This is a genomic window from Sinorhizobium medicae (genome assembly GCF_007827695.1).
GTDB lineage: Bacteria > Pseudomonadota > Alphaproteobacteria > Rhizobiales > Rhizobiaceae > Sinorhizobium > Sinorhizobium medicae.
Window position 1 is genome coordinate 340174 of sequence record NZ_VITA01000004.1, and the last position, 12982, is coordinate 353155.

Below are 12982 nucleotides of genomic sequence, written 5' to 3' on the forward strand. Positions count from 1 at the left end.
ATCACTTCGTCCGACGTGAAAGATTTGCGACCTCGAGCACGACTGAATCCGGCTCGACGACACTTGCGTGTTTTACCAGATCGAATTGAAAGCGGCTAACGGCTTTATCGATTTCAAGTTGATAATCCCGCCCTTTATGAAAAAACGCGATGGTTCGGGATGCTTCGACTGTCATCCAGGGTGCGCAATATTCCAGTAACTGGCTTAAATCGGAGAGCGCACGCGCCGATATGGCGTCGCAAGTGGGAATTTCAGCGGGCGCCTCTTCGATTCGAATCGGATGGACGGTCCCCCTTGCAGCGGTCTCGCGAAGCGCGACTCGCAGAAAGGCGGCTTTCTTGTTGTTGCTTTCGACCAAATGCACCCAGCCAGACTCTGTCTCGGAGAGGCAAATCGCAGTGATCACACCTGGGAAGCCGCCGCCGCTTCCGAGATCGACCCAGGTCTTGGGCGCAGGGGAGAGTTGAAAAAGCTGAATGCTATCGAGAATATGGCGGCGCCATAGATCGTCCAATGTGGAAGGGGCGACGAGGTTGATCGACCGCGCCCACTTCTGGAAGAGCGAAGCGAAGTGTTCCAGTTTCTCGACGGTTTCACGTGAAACACGCAATCCGTTCAGCGCTCGATTGAGACTCGTTTGCATTGCAGAACTCAACCCCCTACACGCTTCGAACGGCGGTCTTCTCGTCGCAGCCATGACAGGATCAGTGAAATGGCCGCGGGTGTCACGCCGTCGACCTTCATCGCCTGGGAAAGGTTGCGCGGCTTCTGCTGCGCGAGCTTCTGCTTCAGCTCATTCGAAAGCCCAGGCAGCGATTCGTAATCAAAAGCCTCGGGAATGGCTGTACTCTCTTCTCTCTGTACTCCGATGATGTCGGCGGCCTGCCGTTCCATATAGACAGCATAGGCCGCATCAATCTCCAACGCGGCGGCAACATCAGTCGCAATGGCCTGAAGCTCCGGCCAAAGCGGCCTCAGACCCTCGATCGATTGATCCGGATAGGAGAGAATCTCGAATGCCGTGCGGCGCTGCCCGTCCTGATTAAGCTTCAAGCCGAAACGCTTGCCTTCATTCGGTGTCACTGAAAGCGATTGCAGGAGCGTGCGACCGGCCTCATAGGCAGACTTCCACTGTTGAAAGCGGGTTAGGCGAGCATTGCCAACGCATCCGAGTTCGATACCAACAGGCGTAAGTCGCATGTCGGCGTTGTCCGCCCGCAGGGACAGCCGGTATTCAGCACGGGACGTGAACATGCGATACGGCTCAGCTATTCCTCTTGAAGTTAGGTCATCGATCATCACCCCGATATAGGAGTCGGTTCGGCTGAAGAAGAACGGAGCGCGTTCAGCTGCACGGAGCGCGGCATTCAGACCGGCGACGAGACCTTGCGCGCCAGCTTCCTCATAGCCGGTCGTGCCATTGATCTGTCCTGCAAGAAACAGCCCCGGCATCCTACGCACGCCGAGAGACGGTTCAAGTTCCCTAGGGTCTACATGATCATACTCGATGGCATAGCCCGGCTGAAGTATCGTGACCTGTTCAAGTCCTGGGATGGTCCGAATGAAGGCATCCTGCACATCCTCCGGGAGAGAAGTCGAAATCCCGTTCGGATAGACGGTGTCATCGTCCAACCCCTCCGGCTCCAGGAAAATCTGGTGCCCGTCCCTTTCACCGAAACGAACAATCTTGTCCTCAATCGAAGGACAGTATCGGGGGCCCACACCTTCAATTTGACCCGAGTACATCGCCGAACGGTGAATGTTGTCGGCGATAATCTTGTGCGTCGCATCCGTCGTCCGGGTCACCCCGCAGTCAATCTGACGGTTGACGATCGCGTCGGTCATGAATGAGAAGGGCACCGGATTTTCGTCGGGACCCTGACGCCCGACACGGCCCCAATCGATGGTACGTCCATCCAGGCGTGCCGGCGTGCCGGTCTTCAAGCGGCCAAGCTGCAGGCCGAAACGTGCCAGCGTTTCTGAAAGGCCGACGGACGGCTGCTCACCGACGCGACCGGCCGGCATTTTCCGATCACCTATATGGATAAGCCCTCTGAGGAATGTACCTGTTGTGAGGACTACGGATGCTGCCCGGAAGCTTCGTCCGTCCTTCATCACTGCCCCACAAACAACCCCGTCCTCCGTCTGCAGGTCAAACGCATCGCCCTCAGCGACGTCGAGATTCTCGATCGAAGCAATCTCACGCTGCATCGCCTCACGATATAGTTTTCTGTCAGCCTGCGTGCGTGGCCCCCGGACCGCAGGTCCCTTGCGTCGATTGAGCAGCCTAAACTGGATGCCGGCTGCGTCAGCAACGCGCCCCATAAGGCCATCGAGAGCATCAATCTCGCGGACAAGGTGTCCCTTGCCTAATCCGCCGATGGCGGGGTTGCAGGACATGACCCCGATCGTATCTTTCTTATGCGTGATCAGCAGCGTGCGCGCGCCGAGCCGAGCCGACGCCGCTGCGGCCTCACAACCCGCATGGCCTCCGCCAATTACGATGACATCATAATCCGCCATAGTATCGCTCCGAATTTACGCACATTTTGATCAAAAGTTCCATATCTTCGACTGGACGTTTCACGTGAAACGGCTCAATGACTCGCCTGCGTTGTATTCGCTCTCACAGGTAATAGTCTATTTTCCGATGCAGAACTCCGAGAATATCACGTCTAAAAGTTTCTCTACATCGACGCGTCCTGTTATTCTGCCCAGCGCGTCACCGGCTTGCCGTAGCTGTTCAGCCTGAAGTTCGAGCTCTCTGGCCTCCATGCTACGCACCAGCGCTGCGCCGGCCTGCCGCAAGCAATCGACATGACGCCTCCGCGATGGCATGGACAGGGCCGTATTGCCCGCCAGATCAGGGAGATGTGCCTGAAGCATAGCCAGCAACTTATCCATACCCTCGCCGGTTCTGGTCGAGAGAAACACGTCCGCCTCGGAAGTCTTCCAACGCGGCATCGGCCGATCAACTTTGGTAGCGACGCGTATAACCGGGACACTCTTTCCCGGCTGCCATTCGTCCAAGCGGAAATCACTCGGCTTTTCCGATAGCAGGAGCACAAGATCGGCATCGGCGATAACCTGGCGGGCACGCCGAATCCCTTCCCGCTCAACCACTTCATCCGTTTCGCGCAGGCCTGCCGTGTCGAAGAGCTTGACTGAGAATCCGGCTAACGAAAGGTCGACAGACAGAACATCCCGTGTCGTGCCGGCAATCTCCGTAACGATAGCTATATCCCTTTGCGCCAAAGCGTTGAGCAGGCTGGACTTGCCGGCATTGGGTTCGCCGGCAATAACGATTTTGAGCCCGTCACGAATGATCTCGGCGACACCAGCGCGGGCGATGTGCTCATCTATCTCTTCTCGCAGCCTGCCGATATCGGTCCAGATCGCCGCACTGACGGAACCCGGAATATCGTCCTCGTCGGCGAAATCGAGCTCCGCCTCGATCATGGCCCGTGCATGGGTCAGGCGTCGGGCCCAGCCCGCGTAAAGAGCCGACTGGCCTCCTCCGGACTGCTCAACCGCAAGTCGCCGCTGCATCTCCGTCTCGGCCGCAATCAGATCCGCCAGTCCCTCCACTTCGACCAGATCCAGCTTGCCGTTCTGAAAAGCTCGCCGCGCAAATTCTCCCGCTTCCGCATGCCTCAGCCCATCCATCGCGGCCAGCTCGTCCAGAATGGCACTCACCACGGCTCTTCCGCCGTGAACCTGCAACTCGCAGCAATCCTCACCTGTGAAAGAGGCCGGACCGGGGAAGTAGAGGACGAGGCCGCTGTCCAGGATGTCACTGTTTCGAGTCCGAATCGTTCTCAAGGTCGCAACACGCGCCGGCGGCAGTGGGCCACACAATCGCGCCAGGGCGTCGGCTGTTGCCGGACCACTGACGCGGATCAATGCGACCCCAGCCGGTGGCGAGCCGCTCGACAGCGCGTAGATCGTATCGGTGAATTGCATCGCTTACCGGTTCATCAATGGCGAACGGCGCTAAGCCGCAGGCCGGGCCTGCCGTCTCGGCTTCGTCAATATCGGAATCGGGCGTAGCCGGCAGGATGCGCGGTCACTGTACCTGCGAATTCCTCGGCATTTTCGGCCGTGAAGTTGGGCCTTATGCACGCGGCCGGATTGAAAATCAAGTACCGCGGTGCCTGCTATCGGGCCGCGTTTCACGTGAATCATTCGATGTGCCGAAACTGGCGGCAAGCAGGAAGCAAAGAAACCACGAGATCCGGGCGCAATCGCTCTTGCTTCGTCTCCCCGCCGTAATGGGGAGAGGTACCGGCAGGCGGCAAAAGCTGCCGCCTGTGGTTCATGCGCCGCTGTGGGGGCTTAAACCGCTCTCCCGCGGCTATGTATTCATCGAGTCGAAGAAGTCGCCGTTCGTCTTCGTCTGCTTGAGCTTGTCGATGAGGAATTCGATCGCATCGGTCGTCCCCATCGGCGCGAGAATGCGGCGAAGAACGAAGATCTTCTGCAGGTCCTGACGCGGGACCAGGAGATCTTCCTTACGCGTGCCGGATTTGAGAATATCCATTGACGGGAAGATGCGCTTGTCTGCCACCTTGCGGTCCAGAACGATTTCCGAGTTGCCGGTGCCCTTGAACTCTTCGAAGATCACTTCATCCATTCGGCTGCCGGTGTCGATCAGCGCCGTCGCAATGATCGTCAGCGACCCGCCTTCCTCGATGTTACGAGCCGCGCCGAAGAAGCGCTTGGGGCGCTGCAGCGCATTGGCGTCGACACCACCGGTCAGGACCTTGCCCGATGAGGGAACGACTGTGTTGTATGCGCGGCCGAGACGAGTGATCGAATCGAGCAGGATCACCACATCGCGCCCATGTTCCACGAGGCGCTTTGCCTTCTCGATCACCATTTCCGCGACCTGTACGTGGCGTGTTGCCGGCTCGTCGAAGGTCGAGGATACCACCTCGCCCTTGACCGAACGCTGCATGTCCGTGACTTCCTCCGGCCGCTCGTCGATCAGGAGGACGATCAGATAGCACTCCGGGTGATTCGCCGTGATCGAATGCGCGATATTCTGCAGAAGAACCGTTTTACCGGTACGAGGCGGCGCAACGATCAAGCCACGCTGGCCTTTGCCGAGCGGCGCGACCAGATCTATGACACGTGCCGACAGGTCCTTGGAGGTCGGGACCTCGAGTTCCATCTTGAAGCGCTCGTTCGGATAGAGCGGCGTCAGGTTGTCGAAGTGCACCTTGTGGCGGATCTTCTCCGGATCGTCGAAATTGATCGTGTTGACCTTCAGCAGTGCGAAATAGCGCTCGCCTTCCTTGGGTCCGCGGATCGGACCCTCGACCGTGTCGCCGGTCTTCAGCGAGAAGCGGCGGATCTGGGAAGGCGAAATGTAGATATCGTCCGGGCCTGGAAGATAATTCGCATTCGCCGAGCGCAGGAAGCCAAATCCGTCCTGCAGGACCTCGACGACACCCTCGCCGATGATCTCGATCTCCTGCTGAGCCAGCATTTTGAGGATCGCGAACATCAGCTCCTGCTTGCGCATCGTGCTGGCATTCTCCACCTCGAGCTCTTCGGCAAGGGCCAGAAGGTCGGTCGGAGTCTTGTTCTTAAGTTCTTGAAGCTTCATTTCAGCCATGAAGGGTCCGTGCTTGATCTGGGATTGGGAGCCGGCGCGATTTGTAAGGGAGCTGCAAGGGGGAAGAGGCAGGCTCTAAAACTTCGTCACTGGCCAAGGGGAGAAGGAGATGAGGGAAAATAGCGATTCACGTGAAACGCCGCAAGGGGTCGCTCCAAATTAGCTGCAACTATTGCAGCTGCGAATCGATTGAATTCAAAATGGCTTCACGACAACGAGGATGACAATGACGATCATCAGCAGGGTCGGGGCCTCGTTCATCAGCCTCCAGTAGCGGGCATCCCGGCGATTCTCGTCTCGCTGGAAGACTTTGACTGCGCGGCTGAAATGCACATGTACCATGGTCAGCAGAAAAACGCAGAAAATCTTCGCATGGAGCCACCCCCCGTGAAAACCGTAAACGCCCCAGGCGAGGTAAAGACCAAGCACCCAGGAGATCATCATTGCCGGGTTCATGATGACCTTGAGCAACCGCTGTTCCATCATCTTGAAGGTCTCCGACTGCTCCGATCCCGGTGCGGCGTCGGTGTGGTAGATGAAGAGGCGCGGCATGTAGAGAAGGGCCGCCATCCATGAGATCACCGCGATGACGTGAAGCGCCTTGATCCAAAGATAGAAATCGTCCGGCTGCCAAGCGAAGAGGCCGATCAGCAAGGCCGTAAAGGCGGAAAGCGCGATAGCAGCCCGAAACCGCGCCCGTCTGCCGGGGCCGCGGTCGGTTTGACGTTCGCCTCTCATCGGCGTCCTCGGACGCGAGACACAAGCGCGGCGACATGCTCCGGATCCGCGTCCGGCGTGATGCCGTGGCCCAGATTGAAGATCAGCGGCCCTTGCCCGAGGACGTCCAGGATACGGTCGATTCCATGCTCCAGCGCCGCGCCACCGGCCACGACCCGCACCGGATCGAGATTGCCCTGAACCGGCCCGTCCTTCTGCAGCTCCGCTGCGAAGGAGAGCGGCACCGACCAATCGAGGCCGATTGCGTCCGCGCCGGTCGCTTGCCGATAGTTCTTCAACAGGATGCCGGCGCCTTTCGCAAAGGCGATGATTTTCGCCGAAGGCCGGCGGGACCGGACCGAGGCGATGATCCGCCGGACAGGCTCCACCGCGTAACGTTGGAATTCTTCCTCGCCGAGCACACCGGCCCAGGAGTCGAAGATTTGCACCGCATCCGCACCGCGATCGATCTGTTCGACCAGGTAGTCGGCGGAAATATCGGCAAGCAGCGCCAGAAGCCGTTCAAAGGCCTTGGGATGACGATAGGCGAAGAGGCGCGCCGGCGCCTGGTCTGGCGTCCCGCGACCGGCGATCATATAGGTCGCCACGGTCCAGGGCGCCCCGCAAAAGCCGAGCAGCGTGATTTCCGCCGCCAATTCGCCCCTGAGTCGAGAGACCGTCTCGAAGACCGGGGCAAGGTGCTCGATGACGCCTGTCTGGCTCAGCTGCGCTATACCGTCCTCGTCGATCGGATCCATCCGCGGTCCCTGCCCCTCTTCGAAGCGAACATTTCGATTGAGTGCATCGGGAACGACCAGAATATCGGAGAAGAGGATCGCGGCATCGAAGCCGTAGCGGCGGATCGGCTGCAATGTCACTTCGACTGCAAGCTCGGGTGTGTAGCAGAGGTCGAGGAAGCTTCCGGCCTTTATCCGGGTTGCCCTGTATTCGGGGAGGTAGCGTCCAGCCTGCCGCATCAGCCAGATGGGGGGAGGCGTGAGCGATCTCCCGTTCAAAACCTCTAGCACTTTGCGATGCGTTCCGCTCACTTGCCGCTTCCTAATATAAAAATAAAACTGAATTTATAAGGTTTCTATTTCTTAGAGTCGGTGAGTATCAAGGATTAAAATCGATCCTCGTTCCATCCAGTCCGCCTCGATCGCCGGCAATCGGCCGGGAGAGATTCCAGGCAGATCACGGCCCAAGCGGGGAAAATTTGGGAAAACGCGGTAAAGTCAGAGACTTGCCAAAGGCCAGCAGCTTGCGCTTCCTGTGAATGGGGAGTCGATCGCGTGACAATTTGTCTTGGCGATGAGTCTTTTCCACATGCAAGGGAAAGCGATTTCCTGCGGGGGTCCGATTGTGAACAACTCGGCACTTTTCCACTTGCCTGATGGCAGGCGGCGCCGTTAGCTGTTTTTGTCCCGCCCTATCAACAGACCGCGGAGAATTGCGTGGAAAACCGAAAAAACTACTTCCACCTGCATCTTATCTCCGATTCGACTGGCGAGACCCTGATCGCCGCGGGACGTGCGGCGGCCGCACAATTTCAATCCTCCCACGCGCTGGAACATGTCTACCCGCTGATCCGAAACCGGAAGCAGCTGATGCAGGTCATGGAAGCGGTTGACGGCGCCCCGGGCATCGTCCTTTACACGATCGTCGACCGAGAGCTTGCCGGCCTCATCGATCAAAGGTGCCGTGAGATCGGCGTCCCTTGCGTCTCGGTGCTCGACCCGATCATCGAGCTTTTTCAATCCTATCTCGGTTCGCCTTCGCGCCGCCGCTCTGGCGCGCAGCACGTGATGGATGCCGAGTATTTTGCGCGCATAGAGGCTCTGAACTTCACGATGGATCATGACGACGGCCAGATCCCCGCCGATTTCGACGAGGCGGATGTGGTGCTCGTGGGCGTGAGCCGCACGTCGAAGACGCCGACGAGCATCTATCTGGCCAATCGCGGCATAAAGACGGCCAATATCCCGATCGTGCCGGGCGTGTCCCTGCCGGAGGGGCTGCTGACCGCGACGAAGCCGCTGATCGTCGGCCTCATTGCATCCGCCGAGCGGCTGTCCCAGGTGCGCCAGCACCGGGTGCTCGGAACGACGCAGAGTTTCCACGGAGAAGATTATACGGACCGGGCTGCGATCGCCGAGGAGTTGAAATATGCCCGCTCGCTATGCGCGCGCAACAACTGGCCGCTGATCGATGTGACGCGCCGTTCGATCGAAGAGACGGCCGCAGCGATCGTTGCCCTGCGGCCGCGGCTCAGATAGAGCGAAGCGGAAGGAATACAGCTCCAGGATTGCGGACAGAAACCGGAACGGAAAACATGAGACCCTCGCTCGTATTGGCATCGGCCAGTCCCTTCCGCCGCACTCTGCTCGTCAATGCGGGACTTTCGTTCGAGGCCCGGGCGGCTGAAATTGACGAGCGTGCACTCGAGCAGCCGCTCGAATCGTCGGGCGCGTCGCCGGCCGATGTGGCGCTTGTGCTTGCCGAGGCAAAGGCGAAGGATGTCGCGCGACATTTTCCGGGGGCTCTCGTGATCGGCTCCGATCAGACGATGTCGCTTGGAAGCCGGGTCTATCACAAGCCCCGGGATTTGGCGGAAGCCGCCGAACATCTCCTGTCGCTCTCGGGCAAGACGCACAGCCTCAACAGTGCGGTGGTGCTCATTCGCGATGACGCGGTTGTCTGGCGGCATGTTTCCACTGCAAGCATGACGGTGCGGCGGCTGAGACAGGGCTTCATCGATCGGCATCTCGAACGCGTGGGCGCCAAGGCGCTGACAAGCGTCGGCGCCTATCAGCTTGAAGGTGAGGGCATCCAGCTGTTCGAGAGGATAGATGGCGATTACTTCACCATCCTCGGACTGCCGATGCTGCCGCTCCTGTCCAGACTTCGCGAAATGGGTGCGATCGATGCGTGATTCACGTGAAACATTTGTTAACCATGCCTTCGTCGCGGGCTATCCGGTGAAGCATTCGCGCTCGCCGCTCATTCATGGCTACTGGCTGAAGCGCTTCGGAATTCAGGGAAGCTACCGTGCCCACGAGGTCACGTCCGACGCCTTCCCGGATTTCATGCGGCAGATCAAGGAGGGAACCGCCGGCTTCTGCGGCGGCAATGTCACGATTCCGCATAAAGAGGCCGCCTTTCGGCTGTCCGACCGGCCGGACGAATTGAGCGCCGAACTGGGGGCCGCCAACACGCTCTGGCTCGAGAATGGGACCATCCGCGCGACGAACACCGATGGTCGCGGTTTCGTTGCCAATCTCGATGAGCGCGCCAAAGGCTGGGACCGCATCTCGGCCGCGGTCATTCTCGGCGCCGGCGGTGCCAGCCGTGCGGTGATCCAGGCAATCCGCGACCGCGGGGTGAAGGCGATCCATGTGGTGAACCGCACGCCCGAGCGGGCGAGGGAACTCGCGGATCGCTTCGGTAGCGCGGTGCACGCGCATTCCATGGCCGCGCTTCCAGAAGTTCTTTCCGGCGCCGGGCTTTTCGTGAACACGACGTCACTCGGAATGGATGGCGAGCCTGCGCCGGCGATCGACTTTTCGAAGCTGGCGCGGGACGCCGTCGTGACTGATATCGTCTATGTGCCGTTGAAGACGCCGCTGCTTCGGCAGGCCGAAGAACAGGGCTTTCGCGTTGTCGATGGACTTGGCATGCTCCTCCACCAGGCGGCGCCCGGATTCGAAAAATGGTTCGGCCTCAGGCCGGTCGTCGACGAAGCGCTCAGAGAGATCATCATCAGCGATATGGACAAGCACGCATGATCATCGTCGGCCTTACCGGTTCCATCGGGATGGGGAAATCGACCGCAGCAGGGATGTTCCGGGAACTGGGCGTGCCGGTCAACGATGCCGACGAAGTGGTGCACCAGCTATATCGCGGGGAAGCGGTGGAGCCGATCGAAGCCGCCTTTCCGGGCGTCGCGAAGGACGGCACCATCGACCGGTCGGAGCTTTCGCAGCGGCTTGTCGCGGCTCCCGAGCGCCTTGCCGAATTGGAGCAAATCGTCCATCCCTTGGTGCGTGCCAGAGAGCAGGAATTCCTCGCGCGTTGCAAGGCAGCCGGCTCTCCTTTCGTGGTTCTCGACATTCCGCTGCTCTTCGAGACCAAGGCCGAGACACGCGTCGACCGCGTCATAGTCGTGACCTGCGATCCCGAGATGCAGAAAGAACGCGTCTTGAAACGCCCGGGAATGACGGCCGAAAAATTCGCGATGATTCTCAAGCGGCAGGTGCCGGACAGCGAGAAACGCAGCCGTGCGGACTATGTCGTCGATACCAGCGACAGCTTCGATGTCACACGGCAGCAGATCCGCGCGATCGTCGACGATTTGAGGGCGAATTAGCCGTTCGCCGCGGAAAGGTGCTCGTATCAACGGTGCAAAGCCTTCGCCGCAACTTCAATTGACGGTCGAATGACACTAAGAATGGAAAACAGCTTCGGGTGATTCGCTCCGAAACATCGTCTACAGGGCTCCCGCATGCGTGAAATCATCTTCGATACGGAAACGACCGGTCTCGACAACCGCGAGGACCGGGTCATCGAGATCGGCGGAATCGAGCTCGAGAATCAGTTTCCGACGGGGCGCACGATCCATATCTATATCAATCCGGGCGATCGCAAGGTTCATCCGGAAGCGCTCGCCGTCCACGGCATTACGGATGATTTCCTGAAGGACAAGCCGTCCTTCGCCGAGATAGCACAGGAAATCGTCGATTTCTTCGGCGATGCCCGCTGGGTCGCCCACAACGCGACCTTCGATATGGGCTTCATCAATGCGGAGTTTGAGCGGCTCGGTCTGCCGCCGGTTGGCAGCGACAGGGTGATCGACACGCTATCCCTTGCCCGGCGCAAGCACCCGATGGGGCCGAATTCGCTCGATGCGCTCTGCCGCCGCTACGGTATCGACAACTCCCATCGAACCAGGCACGGGGCGCTGCTCGACTCCGAACTCCTCGCCGAAGTCTATATTGAGATGATCGGGGGGCGCCAGGCGGCGCTGGGTCTCGTGATGACGGAGACGGGTGGACGGTCGCTCGAAGCCGACGACGGGCCGGTTATCATCGTCGGGAGGGAGCGGCCTTTGCGGCCACGGCTGACGGAGGCCGAAATCGCTGCTCATGCGGCGCTCGTCTCGAAGATCGGCGCAAATGCAATATGGGCAAAATTCAGCGAAGCTGAAGATATCCTGAGATCGGAAGCCGTTTAGCGCCTACGGCGCCGTGCAGACGCACAAAGGCCGCTGTAGCACCTTGATCTACTGCCCGTGGCAAAACGGTGGAGCACCGTTCCTATTTGCGAACTGGTTGTGCGGGCACGATACAAAAAACCCGGCTCGCTGAGCCGGGTTTTGCGGATATTTCAAAGCGGTCAGTTAGCCGTATCGTTGGTGTTAGCGACCTGCGCGCGCACCTTTTCCTCTGCCATGCGCTGGGCAAACATCTGCGCGAAATCGATGGGGTCGATCATCAGGGGCGGGAAGCCGCCATTGCGGGTGGCATCGGCTACGATCTGGCGCGCGAAGGGAAACAGCAGGCGCGGGCACTCGATGAAGAGCAGCGGCAGCATGTGTTCCTGCGGGAAGCCGGCGACACGGAAGACGCCGCCATAGGCGAGCTCGACGTTGAACAGCATCTTGTCGCCGTCCTTCGCCTGGGCGCTCAGCGACAGGACGACATCGAAATCATTCTCCGCAAGCGGATTGGCGTTGACGTTGACATTGATGTTGATCGCCGGAGAGCGGTCGCGGGCCTGGAGCGAGCGGGGTGCGCCGGGGTTCTCGAAGGAGAGGTCCTTGACATACTGGGCCAGGATGTTGAGCGACGGGCTTGGCTGTTGGGCACTGCCGTTGCCGTTGGATGCGGAATCAGTCGTCATAAGAGTTTCCTCGGACTTCGAAATGGTGAGGCCATCTAGCATCTCGGACTTTGGCTTACAACCCTCGTGGCCCGGCTCCGAGGCAAGGCGATTTAGCGAGACAGACGGTTCGTCGGTGGCTCTGGCCCGTCCTCGTCCTTCTTCTTGCGCGAGAATTCGTCCTCCTCGAGATCAATGATCAGCGGCCCGCGGCGGTCCTCCCGCCGAGGTCCCGAAGATCCGGGGTCAGTGGAGTGGGGACCAGAGGATTGAGGATTGGAGGATCCGTATCCGGGGGCGCTGCTCAATATCGTTATCCGGCTGCGCAGAAAGGCAGCGACGGCGCGACGGACCGGGGGCAGGAAGATGAAGACGCCGAGAATGTCGCTGATGAAGCCCGGCACGATCAAAAGAATTGCGGCGATGAACACCAGCACGCCTCCGAGGACGTCGAGCCCGGGATCAATGCCCGTTCGGGCCGCTTCCTGCACGCGCCGGAGTACGCTGAATCCTTGGATGCGCAGGAGCATGATGCCGGCGATGGCGCTTAAGAAAACAAGGAGAAGTGTCATCGCCACGCCGATTTCGCGTCCGACGGCAACGAAGCCGGCGATTTCGGCGAGCGGCAGCCCGAGAATGAGGAGCGGGATCAGGAAACGCATCGTCCGTGCTCGCAAGAAGGTGAGTGCAATTATCCGGTCTCCGGTTTATGGGTGCGACATCGTCGTTTGAATGGTCTATCCTTCCAGACTATATGGAACAGTACGA

General features: G+C 59.6%; 13 protein-coding genes. 5 read left to right on the forward strand and 8 right to left on the reverse strand.

What is annotated here, in order from left to right:
- Position 1 precedes the first annotated feature (1 nt).
- From rsmG to hemE, 6 genes are all read right to left on the reverse strand, one after another.
- Complete coding sequence (gene rsmG, locus FB009_RS09260; protein WP_012067408.1) at positions 2 to 643, reverse strand: 16S rRNA (guanine(527)-N(7))-methyltransferase RsmG; 642 nt, start codon at positions 641 to 643, stop codon at positions 2 to 4.
- Between the two features lie 8 nt (positions 644 to 651).
- Positions 652 to 2523 (reverse strand): tRNA uridine-5-carboxymethylaminomethyl(34) synthesis enzyme MnmG, encoded by a 1872-nt coding sequence (gene mnmG / locus FB009_RS09265; protein WP_012067409.1) that lies wholly within the window; start codon positions 2521 to 2523, stop codon positions 652 to 654.
- A gap of 117 nt (positions 2524 to 2640) precedes the next feature.
- The gene (gene mnmE, locus FB009_RS09270) at positions 2641 to 3963 is read right to left on the reverse strand and encodes a tRNA uridine-5-carboxymethylaminomethyl(34) synthesis GTPase MnmE (RefSeq protein ID WP_012067410.1); all 1323 of its coding nucleotides are present in this window, start codon (positions 3961 to 3963) and stop codon (positions 2641 to 2643) included.
- 391 nt (positions 3964 to 4354) lie between these two features.
- Complete coding sequence (gene rho / locus FB009_RS09275; RefSeq protein ID WP_012067411.1) at positions 4355 to 5620, reverse strand: transcription termination factor Rho; 1266 nt, start codon at positions 5618 to 5620, stop codon at positions 4355 to 4357.
- 195 nt (positions 5621 to 5815) lie between these two features.
- Positions 5816 to 6358 carry a protoporphyrinogen oxidase HemJ gene (hemJ, locus tag FB009_RS09280; RefSeq protein ID WP_012067412.1) on the reverse strand — a complete coding sequence of 181 codons (543 nt, stop codon included), beginning with the start codon at positions 6356 to 6358 and terminating at the stop codon, positions 5816 to 5818.
- Positions 6355 to 7386, reverse strand: coding sequence for a uroporphyrinogen decarboxylase (gene hemE / locus FB009_RS09285; RefSeq protein WP_012067413.1), 1032 nt, complete (start codon positions 7384 to 7386; stop codon positions 6355 to 6357). The genes hemJ and hemE overlap by 4 nt, the downstream gene beginning before the upstream one ends.
- Positions 7387 to 7791: 405 nt before the next feature.
- Between hemE and FB009_RS09290 the strand changes: the two genes are divergently transcribed.
- From FB009_RS09290 to dnaQ, 5 genes are all read left to right on the forward strand, one after another.
- Positions 7792 to 8613 (forward strand): pyruvate, water dikinase regulatory protein, encoded by an 822-nt coding sequence (locus tag FB009_RS09290; RefSeq protein ID WP_012067414.1) that lies wholly within the window; start codon positions 7792 to 7794, stop codon positions 8611 to 8613.
- A 56-nt stretch (positions 8614 to 8669) separates the two neighbouring features.
- Entirely contained in the window at positions 8670 to 9269 is a 600-nt protein-coding gene (locus FB009_RS09295) for a Maf-like protein (protein ID WP_012067415.1), read from the forward strand.
- On the forward strand, positions 9262 to 10122 hold the full coding sequence (locus FB009_RS09300) for a shikimate dehydrogenase (RefSeq protein ID WP_012067416.1): 861 nt from the start codon (positions 9262 to 9264) through the stop codon (positions 10120 to 10122). The genes FB009_RS09295 and FB009_RS09300 overlap by 8 nt, the downstream gene beginning before the upstream one ends.
- On the forward strand, positions 10119 to 10703 hold the full coding sequence (gene coaE, locus FB009_RS09305; RefSeq protein ID WP_012067417.1) for a dephospho-CoA kinase: 585 nt from the start codon (positions 10119 to 10121) through the stop codon (positions 10701 to 10703). The genes FB009_RS09300 and coaE overlap by 4 nt, the downstream gene beginning before the upstream one ends.
- A gap of 135 nt (positions 10704 to 10838) precedes the next feature.
- On the forward strand, positions 10839 to 11567 hold the full coding sequence (gene dnaQ / locus FB009_RS09310; protein WP_012067418.1) for a DNA polymerase III subunit epsilon: 729 nt from the start codon (positions 10839 to 10841) through the stop codon (positions 11565 to 11567).
- Positions 11568 to 11728: 161 nt separating this feature from the next.
- On the opposite strand, the gene secB is transcribed toward dnaQ, so the two are convergent.
- The gene (secB, locus tag FB009_RS09315; protein WP_012067419.1) at positions 11729 to 12235 is read right to left on the reverse strand and encodes a protein-export chaperone SecB; all 507 of its coding nucleotides are present in this window, start codon (positions 12233 to 12235) and stop codon (positions 11729 to 11731) included.
- Positions 12236 to 12327: 92 nt separating this feature from the next.
- The gene (locus FB009_RS09320) at positions 12328 to 12876 is read right to left on the reverse strand and encodes an FxsA family protein (RefSeq protein ID WP_012067420.1); all 549 of its coding nucleotides are present in this window, start codon (positions 12874 to 12876) and stop codon (positions 12328 to 12330) included.
- Positions 12877 to 12982 lie beyond the last annotated feature (106 nt).

Bases quoted from the DNA above. Each gene is read 5' to 3' on its own strand.
- dnaQ (WP_012067418.1), top strand. From the start codon at position 10,839: ATGCGTGAAATCATCTTCGATACGGAAACGACCGGTCTCGACAACCGC.
- mnmG (WP_012067409.1), bottom strand. From the start codon at position 2,523: ATGGCGGATTATGATGTCATCGTAATTGGCGGAGGCCATGCGGGTTGT.
- FB009_RS09300 (WP_012067416.1), top strand. From the start codon at position 9,262: ATGCGTGATTCACGTGAAACATTTGTTAACCATGCCTTCGTCGCGGGC.
- FB009_RS09320 (WP_012067420.1), bottom strand. From the start codon at position 12,876: ATGCGTTTCCTGATCCCGCTCCTCATTCTCGGGCTGCCGCTCGCCGAA.
- mnmE (WP_012067410.1), bottom strand. From the start codon at position 3,963: ATGCAATTCACCGATACGATCTACGCGCTGTCGAGCGGCTCGCCACCG.
- FB009_RS09295 (WP_012067415.1), top strand. From the start codon at position 8,670: ATGAGACCCTCGCTCGTATTGGCATCGGCCAGTCCCTTCCGCCGCACT.
- rsmG (WP_012067408.1), bottom strand. From the start codon at position 643: ATGCAAACGAGTCTCAATCGAGCGCTGAACGGATTGCGTGTTTCACGT.
- coaE (WP_012067417.1), top strand. From the start codon at position 10,119: ATGATCATCGTCGGCCTTACCGGTTCCATCGGGATGGGGAAATCGACC.
- rho (WP_012067411.1), bottom strand. From the start codon at position 5,620: ATGGCTGAAATGAAGCTTCAAGAACTTAAGAACAAGACTCCGACCGAC.
- hemJ (WP_012067412.1), bottom strand. From the start codon at position 6,358: ATGAGAGGCGAACGTCAAACCGACCGCGGCCCCGGCAGACGGGCGCGG.
- secB (WP_012067419.1), bottom strand. From the start codon at position 12,235: ATGACGACTGATTCCGCATCCAACGGCAACGGCAGTGCCCAACAGCCA.